This window comes from Neisseria sp. P0008.S004, from assembly GCF_051962755.1.
Lineage (GTDB): Bacteria > Pseudomonadota > Gammaproteobacteria > Burkholderiales > Neisseriaceae > Neisseria > Neisseria subflava_A.
Genome location: NZ_JBQCUZ010000009.1, coordinates 1 through 23,483 on the forward strand (window position 1 = coordinate 1; position 23,483 = coordinate 23,483).

Here is a 23,483-nt window from a genome sequence, read left to right on the forward strand (position 1 = left end):
CTAAAATTATCGAAAATTCTAACTAACTGTGTTATACTGTCTGCTTCGTTTTCTTCACCGCGTCAGCAGCGAAGAACAGAACTATACGCCTCCAAACAAAACCAGTCAACACTTTTCGCAAAATTATTTCCAGAAATTTAACCACTGCCCTGTTTTAACAGGGTTTTTATTTTATAAAAAACTCCAACAACCTTTCTACACTCTCCAAATATACAAAAAACACAAACTAAAGGCCGTCTGAAATGCTCTTTCAGACGGCCTTTTTTATGGTTTCTATATCTATATTTTAGTCGGCGAACTGTTTTTTCATTCGTTCGCGTCGCTCTTGCGCTTCTACGGACAATGTCGCGGTCGGACGTGCCAGCAGGCGTTTGAGGCCAATGGGTTCGCCGGTATCGGCACAGAAACCGTAATCACCTTCGTCAATGCTGCGGATAGTCGCTTGCACTTTATTGAGAAGTTTACGCTCGCGATCGCGGGTGCGCAGCTCTAAAGCGTATTCTTCTTCTTGAGTAGCTCGGTCGGCTGGATCGGGAGCGGATTCGTGCTCTTGAAGATGGCCGGTAGTGGTGTTTGCATTTTCAATCAGCTCTTCTTGCATTTTAACCAGTAGTTCGCGGAAGAAGGCCAATTGGTCGCTGTTCATGTAGTCCTCTTCAGGACCATCCCAGTTTAAAATATCTTGTTCTGTCAGCTTTGCCATGGTGTCTGCTTTCGGTTTGTTGTTAATGATTTGGATGCTACGGGTTTGCTTTTATTGGGTTTTCTTGAATTTCCGTTTTGGAAATTGGGCGAATCATATCATGTTTTACCTATTCATTTGTTCCTTATATTTCGATTTGCACTTTTTTGCACTACCTTACACCTAAATGTATTAAAACGCTTTTTAGGACGTTGTATTTTTGGTCGTTAATACCTGCTGCGCTTTCAGACGGCCTATTGAAGCAACCATAGGTTGGTTTGCTGGATAAGCTGGGGAAACCATCGGGCCAGCCACAACCATAATAAAAGTGCCAACAAACTGCCTGAAAAATCGTATCGCCCTACGCGCAAGAAGGAAAACGGTTTGAGCAATGGCTGCAGGATTCGTTCGATGGCATAAGTCAACGGCGAATAGCGGCCCTGTATGCTGGACACCATTCTAATAATCAGACCGATAAGTAATGTATAGGCCGCGGCTTTCAGCATATGGAGTGCGGCAAACCAGAAGTTTGCCAAAATCAGCTTATTACTGATGGACAGCGCCGGCGAGATGAAAATAATGGCGGTACAGGCAAGGTAGTACACCAGAAAACCTGCGGGCAGGCAGTACCAATCGGTTTTCTCGCCGGATGGAAATGCTTTTTGCCAAGGTTTGGTCAGCCAGCCTGTTGCCTGTATGCTGAATTTGAGCAGGGGGTGTTCTGCTGCCAATCCTGCGTATCGGAGCAAAAAGCGCGTGATACACAGGATGGCAATAGCGTCTGCCAATAATAAGAGCAAGTCGCCGCGCATGTTCAGACGGCCTTATATTGTTGCGCCATTTCTTGCGAACGTTTGACGCAGGCTTCTACACCCTGTTCGATGGCTTCGGCAACGTGACGGGCTTTGAAGGTTTCGATGGCTTCGTGTGTCGTGCCGCCTTTGGAAGTTACGTTTTGCTGTAATTGTGCGAATGCTTCGCCGGTTTGTTCGGCCAAAGCCACTGCGCCTTTAAATGTGGCGAGGCTCAGTTCGCGTGCATCTTGTTCGTTGAAACCTTGTGCCAAAGCCGCATTTTGGAGCGCGCCCAACAGATAGAAAACATAGGCGGGGCCGCTGCCGCTGATGCCGGTAATATTGTGGAGTTGCTCTTCCTCGTTCAGCCAAATGGTCGTGCCGACAGAGCGCATGATGCCGTCGGCAGCTGTACGGTCGGCTTCTGAAACGCCTGCATCGGCAAACATACCGGATACGCCCAAGCCGATTTTGGCCGGCGTATTGGGCATGATGCGTACGATACGGCGTGTGCCGCCCAGATAATGGCTGAGGGTATCGATGGACAAACCTGCCGCTACAGACAACACCAGCGCGCCATTCAAACGGATGTTTTGACAGGCTACCTGCATGTCTTGCGGTTTGACGGCGAGAATGAGGACATCGTCCGCACTCAATTCGGGCAGGTTTTCAGAAGTGGCTACGCCCAATTCTTGCACCAGTTGTGCACGTCTTTCGGCGCCGCGTTCGACAATGTGGACACGATAGCCGTCTTGTTTGACCAAACTGCCTGCAATGGCAGTCGCCATATTGCCGCCGCCTAAAAAGTAGATGTTCATAAATTTCCTTAATTTTTTAAATGAGATACATTTGCTGAGGTCGTCTGAAATACCGTTTCCATCATACCGACAAAATTTCAGACGACCTTTTCACCAACGGACGCTTTCGGGCAGTGATGTTCGGTATAAACCCTGTTTTTCCAAACAATCCAATCCTTCTTTTTTAAAAGTTTCCGCTAAAGGGCGTTTATCGCGGGTTTGCCAAGCTAGCCCGCAAGCTTCAAACTTTTTGATTTTCCTACTGAAATAATCATTAGCTGCGGTACGATAAGCATTATCGTCAATAGAATAATTCCCGTCCGCCAAACGCTTCCCGCGGAAATCCTCAATAGAAGGCGGCGGTTCGCCTTTAATTTCCCAAAAATCTATTGCTGCCGGCTTTTTGGGTTTGCACCAGCCCGATAAGGATTCACATTGATACCAGCCCATCAACCGACAACCCGTTAAGGTCAAACCAAGCAAAACGACCGAGATAATCTGTTTCATTGGCTGCCTTCTCCTTTTTGTTTTTGTTCCCGTCTGCCGAAAATCGCGCTGCCGATGCGGACATGGGTTGCGCCGCATTCTACCGCGATTGGCATATCTCCGGACATACCCATAGACAAAACATCTGCTTCGACGCCTGCCGCATTCAACTCGGCCAACAACCGCTGCATGGTATGAAACTGACTGCGCAACTCATCGTCGCTGCTGTCGGCCTTGGCCACACACATCAATCCGCATACTTTAATATTCGGCAACTTGGCCACTTCAAGGGCCAGCGCAATCGCTTCTGCGGGCGCTACGCCGTGTTTCGCCTCTTCCGCGGCAATGTTCACTTCAATACACACCTGCAACGGCGGTATTTCAGACGGCCTTTGCTCACTCAAGCGCCGCGCCGTTTTCAGACGGCCTATCGTATGCACCCAATGTGCGCGTTCGGCCACAAATTTGGTTTTATTAGACTGCACATCGCCGATAACGTGCCAAACAATATCCGGCAAATCGGCCAGCGTTTCCGTTTTTTCAAACCATTCCTGAATATAGTTCTCGCCGAAATCGCGCTGACCGGCCGCATACACTTCGCGGATGTCGTCTGCCGGAAAGGTCTTGCTGACCGCTACCAGCTTTACCGCATCCGCAGGCCTCCCTGAAGCCTCAGCCGCCTGTTCAACCGCCCGGCATACGTCCTGATAGTTTTGTTGCAATACCGACATGGTTTTCTCCTTTAACCCGTTCATCACTCGGCATTTTGAAAATTTTACTTGGTCGAACGGATTTATCTATTTAAAATAAAGCGATTTTATTATTCTAAACCAAAACAAGGCCACATTATGCAGATTACCGACTTACTCGCGTTCGGCGTGAAAAACAAAGCCTCCGACCTCCATTTGAGTTCGGGCATTTCCCCTATGATACGCGTACACGGCGACATCCGCCGCATCAACCTGCCCGAGATGAGCTCGGAAGAAGTCGGTACCATGATTACCTCGGTCATGAACGACCACCAGCGCAAGCTCTATCAACAGGATTTTGAAGTCGATTTCTCATTTGAGCTGCCTAATGTTGCCCGTTTCCGCGTCAACGCCTTTATGACCGAACGCGGCCCGGCCGCCGTATTCCGTACCATTCCGAGCACCGTTCTGACGCTGGAAGAATTGCGTGCGCCGCGCATTTTCCAAAAAATTGCCGAAAATCCGCGCGGTTTGGTCTTGGTAACCGGCCCGACCGGTTCGGGTAAATCCACCACGCTGGCGGCGATGGTCAACTACATCAACGAAACCCAACCGGCCCACATTCTGACCATCGAAGACCCGATTGAGTTCGTCCACCAAAGCAAAAAGGCGCTCATCAACCAGCGCGAGCTGCATCAGCACACCCACAGCTTTACCAACGCCCTGCGTTCCGCACTGCGCGAAGACCCCGACGTGATTTTGATCGGTGAGATGCGCGACCCTGAAACCATCTCCCTCGCCCTGACCGCCGCCGAAACCGGCCACTTGGTTTTCGGCACGCTGCACACGACCGGCGCCGCCAAAACCATCGACCGTATTGTCGACGTATTCCCCGCAGGCGAAAAAGAAATCGTGCGCTCCATGTTGTCCGAATCCTTGCGCGCCATCATTTCCCAAACCCTGCTGAAAACCCGCGACGGCAACGGCCGCGTCGCCGCACACGAAATCCTGATTTCCACACCGGCCGTGCGAAACCTCATCCGCGAGAACAAAATCGCCCAAATCAACGCCGCCCTCCAAACCGGTCAGGCCCACGGTATGCAAACCCTCGATCAAGCCCTGCAAACCCTTGTCCGCCAAGGCACCATCAGCCCCGAGCTGGCACGCAGTAAGGCGCAAAACATCGAAAACCTCTCTGTTTTCTAAACCATACTCAGGCCGTCTGAACCCCATCATCCCGTTTTCAGACGGCCTTTCAGCCTGACCGAATACCCGTTTTAAAGAGAATCATCATGAGCGACCTCGCCCCTCTGCACGACCTGTTAAGCGAAATGGTGCAAGCCTACTCACAAAAAAACCAAGCACCGCACATCCCCACCCCGGCTGAAATCGGTACGCATCTTCATCCCCTGCTCGACCGCATGTGTGAAGAGGCCGAAAAACGCAACGCCTCCGACATTTTCATCAGCGCAGGCTTTCCCCCTGCCATCAAAGTCGGAGGCACCCTCACGCCCATGCCCCACAAAGCACTGAACGGCGCGGACACCGCCGCCATCGCCGAATCCACCATGAACCCCGACCAGCTCGAAGCCTTCAACCGCGACTGGGAAATCAACTATTCCGTCCAATCGCGCAGCAACACGCGCTACCGCGTCAACGCCTACCACGAGCAAGGCCGCGTCGGCATGGTATTGCGCCGCGTCAGCCAAGACATTCCCGAGATGAAGACCCTCGGCTTACCCGAAAAGCTCCAAGAGCTTGCACTCGCACCGCGCGGCCTGCTGATCCTCGCCGGCCCGACCGGTTCGGGTAAGTCCACCACCATGGCCTCCATGCTCAACTACCGCAACCAAAAGCTGCCCGGCCATATCGTTACCATCGAAGACCCCATCGAGTTTATCTACAAACCTTGCCGCAGCATCTTCACCCAGCGCGAAATCGGCATCGATACCGACAACTGGAAAACCGCCGTTCAAAGCGCCATGCGTCAAGCACCCGATGTCGTCTGTATCGGCGAAGTCCGCAGCGAAGAAAGCATGGAATACGCCCTCCAACTGGCTCAAACCGGCCATCTGTGCGTTTTCACCATCCATGCCAGCACGGCCTCCCAAACCATCGAGCGCATCATCAACTTCTATCCGGAAGACCGACGCCAACAGGTTTTGATGGATTTGGCGTTGAACCTCGTCGGCATCATCGGCCAACGCCTCACCATCAAGAAAAACCGCCAACGCACGGCCGTTACCGACCTCCTGCTCAACACGCCGGCCATGCAGGACTTGATTTTCAAAGGCGAATTGCTGGAAATCCGCGACCTGATGGCACGCTCCGGCAGCAACGGCATGCAGACGTTCGACCAAAATCTCTTCACCCTCTACGCACAAGGCCAAATTGAACTCAGCGAAGCCCTGCGCCAAGCGGTATCCGCCAACGATTTGCGCCTGCGCATTCAAATGCACGACGAGGGCAACAATACCGAACGCCTCTACGACCGCATCAGCGACCTCAACCTGATGACCTAATGGCGCAAGCCAAAAAAGGCCGTCTGAACAAATGTGGAAACGAAATCAAGTATTTTCCCGTATCCGTTCAGACGGCCTTATCCTATTTCAAGCATTCTGAAACCGACTGAAAATCCTGTTAAAATCCAATCATTCATCTCATAACAAATAAAACAACCCAATCATGAAAACTCCGCCGCTCAAACCTCTGATCATTGCCTCCCTGCCCGTCTTCGCCAGCGTGTTCATCGCCGCTACCCTCGTTTGGCACTTCAACACGCCTAAGCTCGTCATGCCCTTCGTACTCGGCATTATTGCCGGCGGTTTGGTCGACTTGGACAACCGCCTCACAGGCCGTCTGAAAAACATCGTCATCACCGTTGCCCTGTTCACCCTCTCTTCGCTGCTTGCCCAAAGCACCATCGGCACAGGCGTTCCCTTCATCTTGGCCATGACCCTGATGACTTTCGGCTTTACCATCCTCGGCACCGTCGGCCTCAAATACCGCACCTTCGCTTTCGGTGCGCTCGCCGTCGCCACCTACACCACGCTGACCTACACCCCCGAGACCTACTGGCTGACCAACCCCGTCATGATTCTGTTGGGCACTGTTCTATACAGCGTCAACACCCTGATCTTCCAAATCATCCTGCCCCACCGCCCTGTCCAAGAAACCGTCGCCAACGCCTATGATGCACTCAGCAACTACTTCGATGCCAAAGCCGACTTTTTCGATCCAGACGAAGCCGCATGGTTGGGCAACCGCCAAATCGACTTGGCCATGAGCAACACCGGCGTGATTACCGCCTTCAACCAATGCCGCGGCGCACTTTTCTACCGGTTGCGCGGCCAACACCGCCATCCGCGTACCGCCAAAATGCTGCGCTACTACCTCTGCGCGCAAGACATGCACGAACGCATCAGCTCCGCCCACGTCGATTACAGCGAAATGGCCGAGCAGCTCAAAAATACCGACCTCATCTTCCGCATCCGCCGCCTGCTCGAAATGCAAGGCCAGGCGTGCCGCAACGTTGCCGCCTCCCTGCGCAACAACAAACCCTACGCATACAGCAAACGCCTCGGCCGCGCCATGGAAGGCTGCCGCCAATCCCTCAGCCATTTTGCCGAGACCCATGCCGATAATGCCAACCTCCACAATATCCGCCGCCTGCTCGACAACCTCAGCAGCGTCGATTACCAACTGCGGCAACTGCAAAACGATGCGTCCCTTGCCGAAAACGACAACGCCGACACCCGCATCGCCGCCCTTGAAAACACCAAATTCCGCAATATCGGCGAGACCGTCCTCAGCCAGCTCAATTTCGACTCCGGCGTCTTCCGCCATGCCACCCGCCTCTCCATCGTCGTGGCCGCGGCCTGCATCATTGTCGAAATCCTTCATCTCAATCTCGGCTACTGGATTCTGCTGACCGCCCTTTTCGTCTGCCAGCCCAACTACACCGCCACCAAAAGCCGCGTGTACCAACGTATCGCCGGTACGATTCTCGGCGTAATTGTCGGTTCGCTCGTTCCCTACTTCACCCCGTCTGTTGAAACCAAGCTTTGGATTGTCATCGCCAGCACCACCCTGTTCTTCATGACCCGGAGCTACAAATACAGCTTCTCCACCTTCTTTATCACCATCCAAGCCCTGACCAGCCTCTCGCTTGCCGGTTTGGACGTGTACCACGCCATGCCCATCCGCATCATCGACACCATCGTCGGTTCCGTTATCGCATGGGCCGCCGCCACCTACCTCTGGCCCGATTGGCGTTACCTCACCCTCAGCCATACTGCCGCCCAAACCATTACTGCCAACGGCCGCTATCTCGACGCCATCCTCGACCAGCTGCAAAACGGCAGCCGCGACGATTTCGACTACCGCCTCACCCGCCGCCAAGCCCACGAAAGCACCGCTGCCCTCAGCAGCACCCTGTCCGACATGAGCAGCAACCCGAAAAAATACCAAGACCGCCTGCAAGACAGTTTTACCCTGCTCAAAACCAGCTATGCGCTGACCGGCCACATTTCCGCGCTCGGTGCATACCGCGACCAAGTCCGAATCGACGGCAACGACGGCTTTGCGCCCTATGCCAAGCTGACCCACCACATCGCCGAGTTGCTGACCCAAATGCCCCAAACCGACCCCGAAGCTTTTGAAACGGCCATGACCCAAATCCGTCAGGAATTTGCCGAGCTTGAACAAAACACACAAGCGCAGCAAGACCACATCCTCAAACACCAGCTCGACCTGATCATCCGCCAGCTTACCCCGTGCTATCAGGCATTGCACCGACAAGCCGACGTAGAGGCTGTCTGAAAAGAGCCGGACGCTTTCCAGCCTGTTTAGCAACAAGTCTGCCAACCATCGGCGTTGAATCCAGCTAAACACTTCCTCAAATAAAAACCAAAAAACAAAAGGCCGTCTGAAACCTGATTTCCAGATTTCAGACGGCCTTTATTTTTAACAATCGATATTAAAACCGATTATGCGCCGCGTTTTTCCAAAGCAGCAACGGCAGGCAACTCTTTGCCTTCCAAGAACTCAAGGAACGCGCCGCCGCCGGTGGAGATGTAGCTGATTTGATCGGTTACGCCGAATTTGGCAATCGCCGCCAAAGTGTCGCCGCCGCCGGCAATCGAGAACGCATCGCTTTGGGCAATCGCTTCGGCCAATACTTTGGTACCGCCAGCAAATTGGTCAAACTCAAATACGCCGACCGGGCCGTTCCATACGACCGTACCGGCAGCTTTGAGCAAATCGGCCAAAGCAGCGGCAGATTTAGGGCCGATGTCCAAAATCATGTCGTCTTCGGCAACGTCAGCAATGTCTTTCACCACAGCTTCCGCATCGGCGGCAAAGGCTTTAGCGACAACCACATCGGTCGGTAGCGGAACAGAGCCGCCTTTAGCCGCCATTTTCGCCATGATTTTTTTGGATTCTTCCACCAAATCGTGTTCGGCCAAAGATTTGCCGATGGCTTTGCCTTCTGCCAACAGGAAGGTGTTGGCGATGCCGCCGCCGACGATGAGTTGGTCGACTTTGTCGGCCAAAGATTCGAGGATGGTCAGTTTGGTAGATACTTTGCTGCCGGCAACGATGGCAACCATCGGATGAGCCGGTTGTTTCAAGGCTTTGCCCAAAGCGTCGAGTTCGCCCGCCATCAACACGCCGGCGCAGGCAACCGGTGCGGCTTGGGCAACGGCTTCAGTCGAAGCTTGGGCGCGGTGGGCAGTACCGAATGCGTCGTTGACGAACACGTCGCACAAAGAAGCGTAGGCTTTGCCCAGCTCCAAGTCGTTTTTCTTCTCACCTTTGTTGATGCGCACGTTTTGCAGCATCACGACATCACCGGCGTTCAAAGTCGGTTTGTTTTCACGCCAGTCGTTCAATACTTTCACGTCTTTACCCAACAGTTTGCCCAAATGCGCGGCAACAGGCGCCACATCGTCTTCAGGATGGAATTCGCCTTCGGTCGGACGGCCGAGGTGGGTCATCACGATCACAGACGCGCCGTTATCCAAGCAGTATTTGATGGATGCGAGCGAAGCGCGGATACGGGTGTCGTCGCTGATGTTGCCGTCTTTAAACGGTACGTTCATATCGGCACGGATCAGAACGGTTTTGCCTTGAACATTTTGTTCGGTCAGTTTCAAAAATGCCATGATGATTCCTTTGTGATGGTTGGAAACGGGAATGTTTGGGATTATCCGCGAATGAGGGGCGACGGTAAAGATTGGCAACGGCCGCGCTTGATGTGAATCAGCAGATAAGGCTGCAGGCCGTCTGAAACATTCGGCCAATCTTTCAGATTTTCCGCTATACTTTGGCAATTGATTTTCATTTTACGGATTGAACCATGTTACGCCGAATTACTTTAATGCTTGCCTTCGCGCTGCCTGCCGCCTCATGGGCGCAGACGCTTTCCGAAACCCTGCCCAACGGTCTGAAAATCATCGTCAAAGAAGACCACCGCGCGCCTGTGGCCGTTTCGCAGATTTGGTACAAAATCGGCAGCGTGGATGAAAAACCGGGCAAAAGCGGCCTGAGCCACGCTTTGGAACACATGATGTTTAAAGGCACGAAAGACGTTCCCTCCGGCGAATTCAACCGCCGCGTATCCGAGCTGGGAGGACAAAACAATGCCTACACCAACCGCAATGAAACGGTGTATTACGAAAACGTCGCCGCCGCCAACCTGCCCGAGATTCTGAAGCTCGAAGCCGACCGCATGCACAACCTCAACTTCAGCGACAAAGAATTCCTCAACGAGATGAACGTCATCCGTGAAGAACGCCGCCAGCGCACGGAAGACACGGCCGACGGCAAAATGTGGGAGCAAGCCTATCTTGCCGCCTTTACCCAACCGTCCATGCGCGCCTCCGTCATCGGCTACATGAAAGATTTGCACACCCTAAAAGCCGACGACTTGCGCGCGTGGTACAAACAATATTACGCGCCCAACAATGCCGTATTGGTCATTGTCGGCGATGTCGATGCCAAACAAACGCTTCAGACGGCCGCCAAACTCTTTGGCGATATTCCGGCCAAAGCCCAGCCGCCGCGCAACAAGCTCCATACCGAACCCTATTTGCGCAAGCCTGTTACGGTCAAAGCCACTTCTCCGGTTACACACCAGCCGCTGATTGCCATCAACTTCCGTGTGCCGAAACTCCAAAAACTCGATGACACGATGCCTTTCGCCCTCGACATCCTCTCCGATATTTTGGCAGGCAACGCGTCCAGCCGTTTTGATAAAAACCTCGTGCGCGGCAAGCAAACCGCATTGAACGCAGGAACGCATTACGACATCATCAGCCGTGAAATGCCGCTGTTCAGCGTAATGGCCATGCCTGCCGAAGGCGTGAAAACCGATACCCTGATTGCCCAGCTGCGCCAAGAAATCAAAGACATTGCCGACAACGGCGTTTCCGAAGAAGAATTGCAGCGCGTCAAAACCCAAGCAGCGGTCAGCGAAATCTACGCCAAAGACTCCATGTCTTCCCAAGCCTCCATGATGGGCCGCCTCGAAGCGCGCGGTTTCCAATATACCGACGAACAAGAAATCCACCGCCGCCTACAGGCAGTCAGCGCGCAAGAAGTACAGGCCGCCGCCCGGATGTTGACCGACGAGCGCATGAGTACCGTCATCATCGAGCCGCAAAAACCTGCCACCGTGCCAAGCAAAAAAGCTGCCAAACGCCAATAAACATCAGGCCGTCTGAAAGCCCATACCCTTTCAGACGGCCTTAACAGAAAGCCACAACATGAAACCCACCCTGCTCGCCCTTGCCCTCCTCCTGCCCTTAAGCGTCCAAGCCGCCACCGACATCCAACGCTGGCGCAACCGCGACGGCACCCAAATCCTCCTTGTCGAACGCCACGAAAACCCCATCATCGACCTTGAAGTCAGCTTCAAGGGCGCAGGCAGCGTCGCCAATCCGGACGGCAAAAGCCAAGTTGCCGAATTTACCGCCTCCCTCCTGACCGACGGCACCCAAGAGCTGGACGAAGAAGCCTTCAATGCCGAAGCCGACAACATCGGCGCACAAATCAGCAGCGACAGCAATGCCGAAAGCGCATCCGCAGGCTTCCGCAGCCTCAGCAAAGCCGACATCCGCGACAAAGCCGCCAACTTGCTCAACCACTCGCTGACCCGTCCGCGCTTTGACGAAACCGTTTTCCGCCGCCGTCAAATCCAATCCATTACCGGCTTGCAACAACAAGAAACCACCCCCGACTACACCGCCACGCGCGAACTGACCAAGCTCATCTACCCGAACCACCCCTACGGCAGCGGCGCAAACATAACCGTCGACAGCCTCAAACGAGTTAGTCTGGACGACATCCGCGCCTTCCACCGCACCCACTACGGCAAAGACAACGCCATCGTCGCCATCGTCGGCGACCTCAACCGCAAACAGGCAGAGCAACTGGTCGAACGCGTCCTCAAAGACCTGCCGGCCAAAGCCACCGCAACCCACGCCATCCCGCCCGTTCCCAAACAAACCGCCCAACGCCGCGACATCCCCTTTGCCGGCACGCAGGCACAAATCCTGCTCGGCACTTCCCTCTTCAAACGCCACGACCCCGACTATTACGCCCTCATTGCCGGCAACTACATCCTCGGCGGCGGCGGTTTTGACAGCCGCCTCATGAAAGTTTTGCGCGACCAACACGGCTACACCTACGGCGTATACAGCAGCCTCGCCCCGGCGACAGAAGAAGGCACGTTTGCCGTTTCCTACTCCACCCAAAAGAAAAACACCAAAGCCTCACTGGCCGACACCCAAGCCGTCATCGAGCAGTTTATCGCCGAAGGCCCGACCGAAGCCGAGCTGAAACAGGCCAAAGCCAACATCGTCGGCAGCTTCCCCCTGCGCTACGACTCCAACGACAAACTGCTCAACTACCTGAGCCTGATCGGCCTCTACGACCTGCCTAACGACTACTTAGAAGCCTACCCCAAAGCCATCAACAGCCTGACCGTCGAACAAGTCCGCGACGCATGGCAACGCCGCGTTAAATTCAAAGACCTCAACACCGTCGTTGTCGGTGCAGAATAAAACGCTTTAAAACAACAGACCGTCTGAAAGATTTTTCAGACGGCCTGTTTTCATTCTGTCGATTTGCTGATCTTGTCATCAGAGACCACTCTAATCAATAAAATATCGGTCACAATCAGCTGTTGTTGTACATTTATAATAAAAGCAAAGACATCATAAATAGCATTTCTATTACTGAAACCAACAAATAAAAAGGCCGTCTGAAACCTTGAAACAGGTTTCAGACGGCCTTTTTTAACCGGTTTATTGCTTATTCAACCGTTACCGATTTAGCCAAGTTGCGCGGTTTGTCCACGTCTGTGCCACGTGCGAGGGCGGCGTGGTAAGACAGGAGTTGCACAGGGATGGTGTGCACAATCGGCGAGAGTACGCCGACGTGGCGTGGGGCGCGGATGACGTGCACGCCTTCGGTGGCGCTGAAGTTGCTATCGAGGTCGGCGAAAACGAAGAGTTCGCCGCCGCGAGCGCCGACTTCCTGCATATTAGCTTTTACTTTGTCCAACAGGCTGTCGTTCGGGGCAATCACGACAACAGGCATGTTCTCATCCACCAAGGCCAACGGGCCGTGTTTCAACTCACCCGCAGGATACGCTTCGGCGTGGATATAGGTAATCTCTTTCAGCTTCAATGCGCCTTCAAGGGCGATTGGGAAGTGGATGCCGCGGCCGAGGAAGAGTGCGCTGGTTTTCTTGGCAAATTTTTGCGCCCAAGCGGCGATTTGCGGCTCCAGATTGAGAGCGTGCTGAATGCTGCCCGGCAGTTGGCGCAATTCTTCAACGTATTCACGCGCTTGTTCGTCAGAAACCAGGCCGCGCTGTTTGCCCAAGGTAACGGCCAAACCGAACAGGACAACCAGTTGGGTCGTGAACGCTTTGGTAGAGGCGACGCCGATTTCTGCGCCGGCGCGTGTGTACAGTACCAACTCGCTTTCACGCGGCAGGGCGGATTCCATCACGTTACAAATAGACAGGCTGTGTTTGTGTCCCAAGGATTGCGCGTATTTCAGGGCTTCCATGGTATCCAAGGTTTCGCCGGATTGGGAAATGGTGATGACCAGTTGTTTCGGATCGGCAATCACGTCGCGGTAGCGGTATTCGCTGGCGATTTCCACGTCGGTCGGCACTTTGGCGATGGATTCGAGCCAGTATTTGGCGGTCAGCGCGGCATAGTAGGACGTACCGCAGGCAAGGATTTTGATGCTGTGGATGTCGTCGAATACTTCGCGTGCATTCGCGCCGAAGTTTTCAGGTTCAAAACCGCCGTCCAAGAAGACTTCGGCAGTATCGGCGATGGCGCGGGGTTGTTCGTGGATTTCTTTTTGCATGAAGTGGCTGTATGGGCCCAATTCCAAAGAAGCCAAAGACAATTCGGACATTTTAATCGCGCGTTCGGTTTGCGCACCGGTTTTGTCGAGCAGTTTTTCGATGCCGTTTGCGTTCAGCAGGGCGATGTCGCCGTCTTCCAAATAAGCGATGTGGCGGGTAAAGGCGATCACGGCGGATACGTCGGAAGCGATAAAGGTTTCTTGGTCGCCCAAGGCCACCAACAGCGGGCAGCCCATGCGCGCAACAACCATTTGTTCAGGGTTGTCTTGTGCGATAACGGCAATGGCGTATGCGCCGTGGAAACGGGCAGTCGCGGCTTGGACGGCTTCAAACAGTTTGCCGCCATTTTGTGTGTATTCGTGGTTGACGCTGTGGGCGATGACTTCGGTATCGGTTTGCGATTCGAAGGTGTAACCCAACGCTTTCAGGCGTTCGCGTTCGGCTTCAAAGTTTTCGATGATGCCGTTGTGGACAACCGCGATCATGCCGCCGGAAATATGAGGGTGGGCGTTAGGCTCGGTTACACCGCCGTGGGTTGCCCAACGGGTATGGCCGATGCCGATATGGCCGAACACGCCATTTTCGCGTGCCGCATCTTCCATCAGCTGAACACGGCCGACACGGCGGACGCGTTTGATTTTGCCGTCTGTATTCACGGCGATACCCGACGAATCGTAGCCTCGGTATTCAAGGCGTTTGAGACCGTCGGTCAGAAAATCGACTACATTGTGATTGGCGCGAATAGCACCTACGATACCGCACATATAAGTTCCTTAGTATCAAAAGTTTGAAAAAATGACTGCTGCTCCGGCTCCCGAAAGCGGCAGTCGGAAAACGCCGTTTTATATTCATTGAAACGGCAAATCTAGGTTTCAGACGGCCTTTTTGTTTCTCAATGCCGTCTGAAAACAAATAAAAGATCAACCTTACTTCTTATCGCCTTTTTCCGGACGCACCCAGCCTTCGATGACGGTTTGGCGCGAACGGGCGAGAACAAGTTTGCCGTCTTCGCAGTTGCGAGTAATTGCGCTGCCCGCGCCTGTCGTCACTTTGTTGCCTAGGGTAACGGGAGCAACCAGTACGCAGTTTGAACCGATGCGCACTTCGTCGCCGATGACGGTTTTGTGTTTGTTCACGCCGTCGTAGTTGGCAATAATCGTGCCGGCGCCGAAGTTGGTTTTGCTGCCGATTTCGGCATCACCGATGTAGGTGAGGTGGTTGGCTTTGGTGCCGTTGCCGATGGTGGCGTTTTTAACTTCGACGAAGTTGCCGATGTGTACGTCGTCGGCCAGTTTGGCTTGCGGACGCAGGCGGGCGTATGGGCCGATTTGGTTGTTTTCGCCGACTTCGCAACCTTCAAAATGGGAGAATGGGGCGATTTTGGTGTTGGCACCGATTTTGGCGTTTTTAATCACGCAGTTGGCACCGATTTCGACGTTGTCGCCGAGCTCGACTTCTCCTTCGATCACGACGTTGACGTCAATCACGACATCTTGTCCATGTTTCAGACGGCCTCGTAAATCGAAACGTGCCGGATCGCGCAGGGTTACGCCTGCTTTGAGCAATTCTTGCGCCTGTTCGGTTTGGAAAATACGCTCGAGTTCGGCCAGTTGGAGTTTGTTGTTCACGCCTGCGGCTAGATGGGAGGCACGGACTTGGACGGGATGAACTTTGATGCCGTCGGCAACGGCTTTGGCGATGAGGTCGGTCAGATAGTATTCGCCTTGGGCATTGTTGCTGGAAAGGCTGTTCAACCAAGCTTCGAGTTTGGCGTTGGGCAGAACCAAAATGCCGGTATTGATTTCTTTCACGGCCTTTTGGGCAGCATCGGCGTCTTTCTCTTCGACAATGGCGGTTACGCTGCCGTTGCTGTCGCGGATGATGCGGCCCAAACCTGTCGGGTCGTTGGGCACGTCGGTCAACAGGCCGACTTCGTCGCCTGCGGCTTCGAGCAGGGTTTCAAGGGTGGCTGCGTCAATCAGGGGGACGTCGCCGTACAACACCAGCGTGCGGCCTTCGGCAGACAGGTGCGGCAGGGCGGTTTTGACGGCGTGGCCGGTACCGAGCTGTTCGGTTTGTTCAACCCAAACGACATCGCGTTTGACGGTGTCCAAGACTTGCTCTTTGCCGTGGCCGATGACGACGCAGATGTTTTGGGGATTCAGGGAGGCGGCGGTGTCGATAACGCGCTCAACCATGGGAAGGCCGCCGATGCGGTGCAGCACTTTGGGCATTTTGGAGTACATGCGTGTGCCTTTGCCGGCGGCGAGGATGACGATATTTAAAGCTGTCTGAGCCATGATACGGTTTCCGTTGTCGTTGTTTGAGGCCGTCTGAAAAGTGGGGCAACAAGTGTTGATTGTTTTTCACTCCGTTTCAGACGGCCTTGGGGATATTGTTATTCGGTTGCTGGCTGTTGGTTGGCAAATTGCGGTTTTTGCCAGTGCTGGCCGCGTTCGCCGTGTTCAGCATGATCCGCTTGATGGGATTGGACGGCGCGGCGCTCTGGGCGGAACTGGTTGTAATTCATGTTTTTAGAATAAGTACCGTCCTGATAAACGATAGGTGTGCCGGTAGCATATTTTTGGCGTACGGCGGTACGGCCGGATTCGTTGGTGTAGGTTTCCCAAGAGCAACCGGCCAAAACGGCGGCGGCGGTCAGAATTAAAGCGAGTTTACGCATGATGTTGTCCTTGTTTTAAATGTCGGCAATACCGCGTATTGTACTTGTTTTTGCAAAACTTCACGGCAGTTTTGTGCAAACTTCAAGCAAACCCTGCATATCTTTCGCTATGCCGTCGGCAAATGGCAGCGGATGGGCCTTTTCGCCATACCAAACGGTCTTCATGCCCAAGGCTTTGGCTTGGTGCAGATTGTCGGCGCTGTCGTCCACCATAATGCACTGTTCGGGTTTGACGCCCAACAGGCGGCAGACGTTGAGATAGGCCTGCGGATTAGGTTTGTAGAGCAGGCCGAAGTCGTCCGTGCCGAACAAGCCGTCAAAATGCGCTTCCAAGCCCAACGCCTCAACCAATGCGCGGACATAAAACGAAGGCCCGTTGGAAAATACGGCTTTTCGCCCTTTCAGACGGCCTAAAACATCATCAGTTCCATCCATACCCTCCACCTTTACCAAAATTTGCTTAAGTGGATGACTTTCAAGCAAAAATTCATCGATATCGACTTCGGGATGGTGGATTTGCAAACCGGCAAGCGTCGCGCCGTATCGGTGCCAATAATCTTGGCGCAGATGAGAGGCGGCTTCTTCGGAAAGCTTCAGACGGCCTGCCATGTATTCGGTCATGGCGCGGTTGATGATGTAGAAAATGCCGGCTTCGGCATTGTGCAAAGTATTGTCGAGGTCAAACAGCCAAACTGGGGAATGATTCATATCGTGCCTTGATATGCAGATTTTGTTATGATATTTCGTATTTTACCCGCACAAAGGAAAGAGAATGAAACTGAAATTGTCCGCAGTGGCTCTATTACTGGCTTCGGCAAACCTGTACGCCCAAACCGAAGTGCGTTTGGCCGTGCACAAATCCTTCAGCCTGCCCCAAACCGTCATCGCTCAATTTGAAAAAGCCAACGATGCCAAAGTGTCCGTCATCAAGGCAGGCAGCGGCAACGAAATGCTCAACAAGCTGATTTTGAGCAAGGCCAACCCGATTGCCGATGCAGTTTACGGTTTGGACAACGCCAACATCGGCAAAGCCAAAGCCGCCGGCATCCTCGCTGCCAGCCAACCCAAATCCGCGCCCGTAACCGCGTCCCTGCCCGATGCGCTGGCTGTCGATTACGCCTATGTCACCATCAACTACGACAAAAAATGGTTTGAACAGAAAAAACTGCCCCTGCCGCAAACCTTGCAAGACCTGACCAAACCGGAATATAAAAACCTTCTGGTGACTCCGTCTCCCGCCACATCCTCGCCCGGCTTCTCCTTCCTCTTGGCCAACATCGGCGGTATGGGTGAAGAAGGCGCGTTCAAATGGTGGGCGCAAATGCGCCAAAACGGCGTGAAAGTCGCCAAAGGCTGGAGCGAAGCCTACTACACCGACTTTACCCAAAACGGCGGCGCCTATCCCCTCGTGGTCAGCTATGCCACCAGCCCGGCGGCCGAAGTCCACTACTCCAAAGGCAAATACAGCACCCCGCCCACCGGTAACCTCTTCCTCAAAGGCGGCACATTCCGCCAAGTTGAAGGCGCGGCCGTTTTAAAAGGCGCAAAACAACCCGAGCTGGCGGCCAAACTGGTGAGCTGGCTGCAAAGCGGCAAAGTGCAAAAAGCCCTGCCTGCCGAAATGTGGGTCTATCCGGCAGTCAAAAACACGCCGCTGCCCAAAGTATTCGAGTTTGCCCAAACCCCGAAACACAGCGATTCCCCCAACCGCGCCGACATCAACACCAAACAAAAACAATGGGTGAGCCGTTGGAGCAAAACCGTTTTACGTTAAGCTGAAAAAGATTTAAGAAAGATTAAAGGCCGTCTGAAAAAACAAATCATTAGTTTTTCAGACGGCCTTGTTTTACAATGACCTTTTAAACAACTTCACACGCATACACAATTATGAATTTCGATCTTCAATCCCTCTCCCCCTTCTCCGGTTGGGAACAACTCGCCCAAACCGGCATGTCTTTCGGCATGAACCTGCTGGCCGCCTTAGCCATCTTCTTTATCGGCCGCTGGGTCACCACGCGCGTGGTGACACTGATGAAAGCCGCGCTGACACGTGCCAAAGTCGATAAAACGCTGGTCAGCTTCCTCGGCAACGTCGCCAACATCGGCCTGCTGATCCTCATCATCATCGCCGCACTGGGTAAACTCGGCATTCCGACCACTTCCGTGACCGCCTTGATCGGTGGCGCAGGCTTGGCCGTGGCTTTGTCTTTGAAAGACCAACTGTCCAACTTCGCCGCCGGCGTGCTGATTATCCTGTTCCGCCCGTTTAAAGTCGGTGACTTTATCCGCGTCAACGGTTTTGAAGGTATCGTCCGAGAAATCAAAATGGTGCAGACCTCTTTGAGCACGCCGGACAACGAAGAAGTCGTCCTACCCAACAGCGTGGTCATGACCAACAGCATCACCAACCGCTCCTCCCTGCCCCTGTGCCGCGCCCAAGTCGTTGTCGGCGTCGATTACGCCTGCGACTTGAAAGCCGCCAAAGCCGCCGTATTGAGAGCGGCAACCGAGCATCCATTGTGTGTTCAAACCGAAGAACGACCTGCCGTCGTATACATTACCAACCTTGGCGACAGCGCCATCGAAATCACCCTTTGGGCGTGGACGCAAGAAGAAAATCTCGGCCCATTCCGATTCGCCCTGAACGAGCAGATCGTCGAAAATCTGCGCGAAGCCAACATCAACATCCCATTCCCGCAACGCGATGTCCACCTCATTCAGCCGAAAGACTGATTTCAGCTTTCAGGCCGTCTGAAACCCGGCGGGCCAAACGCCCGCCCTATTCCACCATTTCCATAAGGAGCCGCCATGTCCCATCTGCAAACCATCGCCGAACACCTGACCAGCCGCCGTCAAACCGTTACCTGCGCCGAGTCCTGCACCGGTGGCCTGCTTGCAGGTGCGCTGACTTCCCTCTCCGGCAGCTCGCAATGGTTTCATCAAAGCTTCGTCACATACAGCAACCAAGCCAAACAAGAGCGTCTTGGTGTCATGCCCGACACCTTGCTGAAACACGGCGCGGTCAGCCGCGAGACCGTCTATGAAATGGCACGCGGCGTAAAAGCCGTAGCGCAGGCAGATTATGCTTTGAGTATTTCCGGCATCGCCGGCCCTAGCGGAGGCAGCGCGGCCAAACCGGTCGGCACAGTCTGGTTCGGCCTGGCCACGCCCGAAGGTTCGTTTGAGCAAACCGCGCTATTCACAGGTGACCGCGAAGCAGTAAGGGCGCAAGCCGTCGAATACGCATTGGCTTTCTTGGCAGAACATTTGGTTTGATAGAAAAAACTCAGGCCGTCTGAAATCTGGAAATCAGGTTTCAGACGGCCTTTTTATCTATTCAAACCATCGGCGGATTTATACGCCCAAAAGCTCTTTGCCGAGGAAGCTGCCTTTTTCGACACCCGGCAGGACGAAGAAATAGCCGCCGCCAAACGGGCTGATGTATTCCTCCAGCGGCTCGCCGTTGAGCAGGTTTTGCACGAAGATGAAGCCGTCGGCAAGGTTGGCCTGATAGCAGATGAATATCAAGCCGACATCGAGTTGGCCGTTGGCGGCGAGACCGCGCGAGTAGTTGAAGGCGCGGCGGTAGAGCAGGTGTTTTTTCATGAACTCAGGATCGCGCGGATTGGCAAGGCGCATATGGCTGTCTTTGGGCGTGATTTTGCCGTCGGGGTCTTTGGCAAAATCGGCGGTGTCGCCCTCTTTTTTACCATCCATGGGCGCGCCGCTGTATTTGCGCCGGCCGAAAATATCGGTTTGTTCCTGCATCGGGGTGCGGTCCCAAAACTCTACAAAGTGGCGGATGAGGCGGACGGCCTGATAGCTGCCGTTTTTCGCCCATGCCGGTTCGTCCAAGCTGTTGGCGGCAACGCCTGTCCACAGGACTTGATCGGCAACTTTGGGATCTTCGACTTTTGGATTGCCGGAACCGTCGCGGAAACCTAAAAGGTTGCGCGCGGCAATGGCGCCGGGTTCGGCTTTAGGGAGCCAACCGTCTATGCTCCAACGGATCACGGCAAACTGGGCGGTGTTTTTGATGATGTCGCGCAGGGCGGCTTGGCAGGTTTCGGGGGAGAATGCGCAAATTTGCAGGCTGAGGTCGCCGTCGCACCAAGATTTTTGGAGTTTGTCGTTGGGGAAATCGCGCATTTCCTGCAAGTGTTTCGGCTTTTTGTCTTTGAGGCCGAAGCGGTCGTCAAAGAGGCTGCTGCCGACGCCGACGGTAACCGTCAGCCCGTCGGGGCGGAATTGTTTGCCGAGGATGCCGCTGCCTGCAGGCGGGAGTTTGTCGTCGCCGTCTTGATATTCGCCGCCTTGGGTGAGGAATTCGATGCGGGCGGTCAGGGCGCGGAACAGGTTTTCAAGTTGTTTGGCGTCTTTGGCGGTAACGTCAAAGGCACACATGATGCCGAAGAGCTGGTGTGGCGTGACAATACCTGCCTGATACTCGCCGTAACACGGATAGGCCAGCTCGGAATGTTGGTTGTTTTGGGTTTCGGCGGCGGCTTCGCCTTGTTTTTTACCGGCAAAATAACCGGCAACGCCGATGGCGCCGGCGGCAAGGGCAGTTTTGAAAAGGGTTCGTTTTTCGGGTTGTGCCGGTTGTTTGTTTTGGCTCATGGTCTGCTCCTTGGCAGGGAACGGAAAGATTGCAATCGTGTGAAGTAAGGTTGGTTTTCAAGCATATTTTGTGTGGGAGACAATAAGATTCAGACGGCCTTTCAATATCCAAAGGCCGCCTGAAAACGCGTTATCTTATTTCAAACCCAAAATGCCGCGCAGTTTGGCCAAATCTTCTGCCAAGGCATTAATCGGCGCCTGCAGGGCTTTGCGGTCTTCTTCGCTCAATTTGTCGTACAGCTCGAAACCGTTCGGGGTTTTGTATTTCGCCAAAATGTCTTCAACCTGTTTGAAGTTGGCATCGGTTTTTTCCAACAACGCTTTGTCTTTGGCTTCGATCAGCGGACGGAACAAATCAACGATTTTTTTGGAGCCTTCCACATTAGCTTGGAAGTCGCTCAAGTCGGTATGGCTGTAACGGTCTTCTTCGCCGCTGATTTTGCTGCCGGCCACTTCTTCAATCAGTTCGGACGCGCCGCCGACCACCTTACCCGGAGGAAACGCCAATGCGTCGATTTCTTTTTGCAGTGCTTCGACATCGGTCATCAGTTTCGCTGCAATTTCCTTCACGCCGGATACGTCTTTTTCTACCCAAAGGGCGTGTTCGATACGGTGGAACCCAGTAAACCCGGCATCTTTCGCACCGTCTTTGAAGTCGTCTTCACGCGCATCGATGACGGGGTCGAGTTCGCTGAAAAGCTCGGCAATCGGTTCGATGCGTTCGTAATGGACGCGGGTGGCGGCAAACAGGGATTTGGCCTTTTCAATGTCGCCGGCTTTAACGGCTTCGGTAAAGGTTTTGGTTTTCGCCACCAGCTCTTTAACCTCGCCTTGAACGTAAGCTTTATAGTCGGCCAAAGGTTGCGCCAGTTTTTCCAAATCGGCTTCGTTGGCAGTGTCTTTGAAGCCGCTGTCGGTAACAATCAGCTTACCGCGCGGATTGGTCAACAGGCCGCAAGTCATTTCGTATTCGCCCGGCAGCAGGGTAACGGTCATTTTGTCGGATAAACCCGGGGCGATGTTTTCACGCTCGTCCACCACCATCACGCCTTTCAGGATTTCCCATTCCAGCTTGCGGCCGCTGTCGTTTTTGATGTTGAACACGACTTGGCCGCTGGGGACGGTCAATTCCATCGGTTCGCAGGCAGTATCGTTCACACCGATATTGACCGAACCGTCGGCATTGGCGGCAGCGGATGCACCTGAAGCGGCAGGCGCGGCTTTTTCGGCTTCAGGCGGCTGACACGCAGTCAAACCCAGAGCCAGCATTACAGACAAAGCAGTCAGATTGAATTTTTTCATTTTACTTCCTTCTTATTTAGTTAATTTAGTTAACGTTTTTGCCGGAGCGCTGCCGCGCAAAAACCAAATCATGACGGGAACCAGATACAGCAGCCAAATCAGGACTTCGCCTTCGGTCGGATGGTCGGTATAGCCGAAGAAACCGCCGAGCAGCACGCCTAAAGGGCTGTCTTCATGCAAATATTTCGAGGTGTCGAAAGCGATGTCCTGCATCGCATTCCATACGCCAGCCTCATGCAGCGCACGAAACGAACCGGCCAACAGACCGGCCGCCACCACAATCAAAAACGCGCCCGTCCAACGGAAAAACTTCGCCAAGTTCAGGCGCATACCGCCCTGATAAATCAGCGTACCGATGACAACCGCCGCCAACAGCCCCAACACCGCGCCTATCGGCATAGACCACGTCGGGCTTTGCTGGAACACGGCCAGCAGGAAAAACACGCTCTCCAAACCTTCGCGCGCCACGGCCAAAAACGCCATGCCGACCAAGGCCCAACCCTGGCCGCTGCCGCGGTTCAGGGCCGTCTGAACCGAATCCTGCAGATGCTGTTTCATCGAACGCGCGGCCTTCTTCATCCACAAAATCATGTACGTCAGCATCGCCACGGCCACCAGGCCGATGACGCCGACCACCAATTCCTGTTCTTTTTGCGGAATCTCGCCCGTAACGGAATGAATGCCGTAACCGATACCCAAACACATGGCCGCAGCCAAAAACACGCCCAGCCAAACCTTCGGCATCAGCTCGCTGTGTCCCGACTGTTTTAAAAAACTGGCAACAATGCCGACGATCAGGGCGGCTTCGATGCCCTCGCGCAGCATAATCAAAAAAGCAATCAGCATAAAAAACTCTAAAGTGAAACGTTCATTTGTTAACGCATTTATAACGCTTTACGCTTAATAACGCAAATTATTTTCATTTTTTAATAATCCTATAATTATTAAGATTTTTTAAAATAAAATAACGAACGTAATCAATAAAAACTAAAAGGCCGTCTGAATAAGGCCGTCTGAATTTTATTTTTTCAGACGGC

Annotated in this window: 21 protein-coding genes; 8 read left to right on the plus strand and 13 right to left on the minus strand. The window is 53.7% G+C overall.

The genetic code is table 11. From position 1 onward, the window contains the following. Nucleotides 1–286: 286 nt before the first annotated feature. From dksA to ACTHSW_RS09570, 5 genes are all read right to left on the minus strand, one after another. On the minus strand, nt 287–703 hold the full coding sequence (gene dksA, locus ACTHSW_RS09550) for an RNA polymerase-binding protein DksA (RefSeq protein WP_049344904.1): 417 nt from the start codon (nt 701–703) through the stop codon (nt 287–289). A gap of 233 nt (nt 704–936) precedes the next feature. Continuing rightward, nucleotides 937–1,494 (minus strand): YggT family protein, encoded by a 558-nt coding sequence (locus tag ACTHSW_RS09555; RefSeq protein WP_070461561.1) that lies wholly within the window; start codon nt 1,492–1,494, stop codon nt 937–939. A gap of 2 nt (nt 1,495–1,496) precedes the next feature. Then, nucleotides 1,497–2,294 (minus strand): pyrroline-5-carboxylate reductase, encoded by a 798-nt coding sequence (gene proC, locus ACTHSW_RS09560; RefSeq protein WP_070461560.1) that lies wholly within the window; start codon nt 2,292–2,294, stop codon nt 1,497–1,499. A gap of 90 nt (nt 2,295–2,384) precedes the next feature. Next, the gene (locus tag ACTHSW_RS09565; protein WP_070461559.1) at nt 2,385–2,780 is read right to left on the minus strand and encodes an RNA-binding protein; all 396 of its coding nucleotides are present in this window, start codon (nt 2,778–2,780) and stop codon (nt 2,385–2,387) included. Further along, nucleotides 2,777–3,490, minus strand: coding sequence for a YggS family pyridoxal phosphate-dependent enzyme (locus ACTHSW_RS09570; protein WP_070461558.1), 714 nt, complete (start codon nt 3,488–3,490; stop codon nt 2,777–2,779). Before ACTHSW_RS09570 ends, ACTHSW_RS09565 begins: the two co-directional genes overlap by 4 nt. 117 nt (nt 3,491–3,607) lie before the next feature. Between ACTHSW_RS09570 and ACTHSW_RS09575 the strand changes: the two genes are divergently transcribed. The 3 genes from ACTHSW_RS09575 (at nt 3,608) to yccS (ending at nt 8,269) form a co-directional block, all read left to right on the plus strand. Next, nucleotides 3,608–4,654, plus strand: coding sequence for a type IV pilus twitching motility protein PilT (locus ACTHSW_RS09575; RefSeq protein ID WP_004519239.1), 1,047 nt, complete (start codon nt 3,608–3,610; stop codon nt 4,652–4,654). Nucleotides 4,655–4,740: 86 nt separating this feature from the next. Next, nucleotides 4,741–5,970, plus strand: coding sequence for a PilT/PilU family type 4a pilus ATPase (locus ACTHSW_RS09580; protein ID WP_070461557.1), 1,230 nt, complete (start codon nt 4,741–4,743; stop codon nt 5,968–5,970). A gap of 163 nt (nt 5,971–6,133) precedes the next feature. Beyond that, entirely contained in the window at nt 6,134–8,269 is a 2,136-nt protein-coding gene (gene yccS, locus ACTHSW_RS09585) for a YccS family putative transporter (RefSeq protein ID WP_070504069.1), read from the plus strand. A gap of 167 nt (nt 8,270–8,436) precedes the next feature. Here the strand turns inward: yccS and ACTHSW_RS09590 are convergent, their stop codons facing one another. Continuing rightward, nucleotides 8,437–9,615, minus strand: a complete 1,179-nt coding sequence (locus ACTHSW_RS09590; RefSeq protein ID WP_004519232.1) for a phosphoglycerate kinase — start codon at nt 9,613–9,615, stop codon at nt 8,437–8,439. Between the two features lie 194 nt (nt 9,616–9,809). Here ACTHSW_RS09590 and ACTHSW_RS09595 point away from each other — a divergent pair, with 194 nt between their 5' ends. Continuing rightward, nucleotides 9,810–11,159: a M16 family metallopeptidase gene (locus ACTHSW_RS09595; protein ID WP_070504072.1), complete on the plus strand. Its 1,350-nt coding sequence runs from the start codon at nt 9,810–9,812 to the stop codon at nt 11,157–11,159. A gap of 58 nt (nt 11,160–11,217) precedes the next feature. Beyond that, nucleotides 11,218–12,516 (plus strand): M16 family metallopeptidase, encoded by a 1,299-nt coding sequence (locus ACTHSW_RS09600; protein WP_107768576.1) that lies wholly within the window; start codon nt 11,218–11,220, stop codon nt 12,514–12,516. Nucleotides 12,517–12,766: 250 nt separating this feature from the next. Here the strand turns inward: ACTHSW_RS09600 and glmS are convergent, their stop codons facing one another. The 4 genes from glmS to ACTHSW_RS09620 form a co-directional block, all read right to left on the minus strand. After that, nucleotides 12,767–14,605, minus strand: a complete 1,839-nt coding sequence (gene glmS / locus ACTHSW_RS09605; RefSeq protein ID WP_107792309.1) for a glutamine--fructose-6-phosphate transaminase (isomerizing) — start codon at nt 14,603–14,605, stop codon at nt 12,767–12,769. A gap of 162 nt (nt 14,606–14,767) precedes the next feature. Beyond that, complete coding sequence (gene glmU / locus ACTHSW_RS09610; RefSeq protein ID WP_049335633.1) at nt 14,768–16,141, minus strand: bifunctional UDP-N-acetylglucosamine diphosphorylase/glucosamine-1-phosphate N-acetyltransferase GlmU; 1,374 nt, start codon at nt 16,139–16,141, stop codon at nt 14,768–14,770. Between the two features lie 98 nt (nt 16,142–16,239). Then, a complete protein-coding gene (locus tag ACTHSW_RS09615) occupies nt 16,240–16,524 on the minus strand; it encodes a membrane lipoprotein lipid attachment site-containing protein (RefSeq protein WP_049335838.1) in 285 nt (94 codons plus the stop codon). Between the two features lie 60 nt (nt 16,525–16,584). Further along, on the minus strand, nt 16,585–17,232 hold the full coding sequence (locus tag ACTHSW_RS09620; RefSeq protein WP_070461552.1) for a pyrimidine 5'-nucleotidase: 648 nt from the start codon (nt 17,230–17,232) through the stop codon (nt 16,585–16,587). 64 nt (nt 17,233–17,296) lie between these two features. Between ACTHSW_RS09620 and ACTHSW_RS09625 the strand changes: the two genes are divergently transcribed. The 3 genes from ACTHSW_RS09625 to ACTHSW_RS09635 all read left to right on the plus strand — a co-directional run bounded on the left by ACTHSW_RS09625 (nt 17,297) and on the right by ACTHSW_RS09635 (nt 19,800). Next, a complete protein-coding gene (locus tag ACTHSW_RS09625) occupies nt 17,297–18,298 on the plus strand; it encodes a thiamine ABC transporter substrate-binding protein (RefSeq protein WP_440373889.1) in 1,002 nt (333 codons plus the stop codon). A 113-nt stretch (nt 18,299–18,411) separates the two neighbouring features. Next, on the plus strand, nt 18,412–19,257 hold the full coding sequence (locus ACTHSW_RS09630; protein WP_070461550.1) for a mechanosensitive ion channel family protein: 846 nt from the start codon (nt 18,412–18,414) through the stop codon (nt 19,255–19,257). Nucleotides 19,258–19,332: 75 nt separating this feature from the next. Beyond that, entirely contained in the window at nt 19,333–19,800 is a 468-nt protein-coding gene (locus ACTHSW_RS09635) for a CinA family protein (protein WP_070461549.1), read from the plus strand. 78 nt (nt 19,801–19,878) lie between these two features. Here ACTHSW_RS09635 and efeB read toward each other — a convergent pair whose 3' ends face one another. The 3 genes from efeB to efeU form a co-directional block, all read right to left on the minus strand. Then, nucleotides 19,879–21,144, minus strand: coding sequence for an iron uptake transporter deferrochelatase/peroxidase subunit (efeB, locus tag ACTHSW_RS09640; protein WP_440373890.1), 1,266 nt, complete (start codon nt 21,142–21,144; stop codon nt 19,879–19,881). A gap of 135 nt (nt 21,145–21,279) precedes the next feature. Further along, the gene (gene efeO / locus ACTHSW_RS09645; protein ID WP_004519217.1) at nt 21,280–22,446 is read right to left on the minus strand and encodes an iron uptake system protein EfeO; all 1,167 of its coding nucleotides are present in this window, start codon (nt 22,444–22,446) and stop codon (nt 21,280–21,282) included. Between the two features lie 12 nt (nt 22,447–22,458). Then, nucleotides 22,459–23,292, minus strand: coding sequence for an iron uptake transporter permease EfeU (gene efeU / locus ACTHSW_RS09650; protein WP_107768582.1), 834 nt, complete (start codon nt 23,290–23,292; stop codon nt 22,459–22,461). Nucleotides 23,293–23,483 lie beyond the last annotated feature (191 nt).

Coding starts and splice junctions, on each gene's coding strand:
- glmU (WP_049335633.1), bottom strand. CDS start 16,141: ATGGCTCAGACAGCTTTAAATATCGTCATCCTCGCCGCCGGCAAAGGC.
- yccS (WP_070504069.1), top strand. CDS start 6,134: ATGAAAACTCCGCCGCTCAAACCTCTGATCATTGCCTCCCTGCCCGTC.
- ACTHSW_RS09555 (WP_070461561.1), bottom strand. CDS start 1,494: ATGCGCGGCGACTTGCTCTTATTATTGGCAGACGCTATTGCCATCCTG.
- glmS (WP_107792309.1), bottom strand. CDS start 14,605: ATGTGCGGTATCGTAGGTGCTATTCGCGCCAATCACAATGTAGTCGAT.
- ACTHSW_RS09615 (WP_049335838.1), bottom strand. CDS start 16,524: ATGCGTAAACTCGCTTTAATTCTGACCGCCGCCGCCGTTTTGGCCGGT.
- efeO (WP_004519217.1), bottom strand. CDS start 22,446: ATGAAAAAATTCAATCTGACTGCTTTGTCTGTAATGCTGGCTCTGGGT.
- ACTHSW_RS09625 (WP_440373889.1), top strand. CDS start 17,297: ATGAAACTGAAATTGTCCGCAGTGGCTCTATTACTGGCTTCGGCAAAC.
- ACTHSW_RS09590 (WP_004519232.1), bottom strand. CDS start 9,615: ATGGCATTTTTGAAACTGACCGAACAAAATGTTCAAGGCAAAACCGTT.
- ACTHSW_RS09600 (WP_107768576.1), top strand. CDS start 11,218: ATGAAACCCACCCTGCTCGCCCTTGCCCTCCTCCTGCCCTTAAGCGTC.
- ACTHSW_RS09620 (WP_070461552.1), bottom strand. CDS start 17,232: ATGAATCATTCCCCAGTTTGGCTGTTTGACCTCGACAATACTTTGCAC.
- ACTHSW_RS09570 (WP_070461558.1), bottom strand. CDS start 3,490: ATGTCGGTATTGCAACAAAACTATCAGGACGTATGCCGGGCGGTTGAA.
- proC (WP_070461560.1), bottom strand. CDS start 2,294: ATGAACATCTACTTTTTAGGCGGCGGCAATATGGCGACTGCCATTGCA.
- ACTHSW_RS09580 (WP_070461557.1), top strand. CDS start 4,741: ATGAGCGACCTCGCCCCTCTGCACGACCTGTTAAGCGAAATGGTGCAA.
- efeU (WP_107768582.1), bottom strand. CDS start 23,292: ATGCTGATTGCTTTTTTGATTATGCTGCGCGAGGGCATCGAAGCCGCC.
- efeB (WP_440373890.1), bottom strand. CDS start 21,144: ATGAGCCAAAACAAACAACCGGCACAACCCGAAAAACGAACCCTTTTC.
- ACTHSW_RS09565 (WP_070461559.1), bottom strand. CDS start 2,780: ATGAAACAGATTATCTCGGTCGTTTTGCTTGGTTTGACCTTAACGGGT.
- ACTHSW_RS09595 (WP_070504072.1), top strand. CDS start 9,810: ATGTTACGCCGAATTACTTTAATGCTTGCCTTCGCGCTGCCTGCCGCC.
- dksA (WP_049344904.1), bottom strand. CDS start 703: ATGGCAAAGCTGACAGAACAAGATATTTTAAACTGGGATGGTCCTGAA.
- ACTHSW_RS09575 (WP_004519239.1), top strand. CDS start 3,608: ATGCAGATTACCGACTTACTCGCGTTCGGCGTGAAAAACAAAGCCTCC.
- ACTHSW_RS09630 (WP_070461550.1), top strand. CDS start 18,412: ATGAATTTCGATCTTCAATCCCTCTCCCCCTTCTCCGGTTGGGAACAA.
- ACTHSW_RS09635 (WP_070461549.1), top strand. CDS start 19,333: ATGTCCCATCTGCAAACCATCGCCGAACACCTGACCAGCCGCCGTCAA.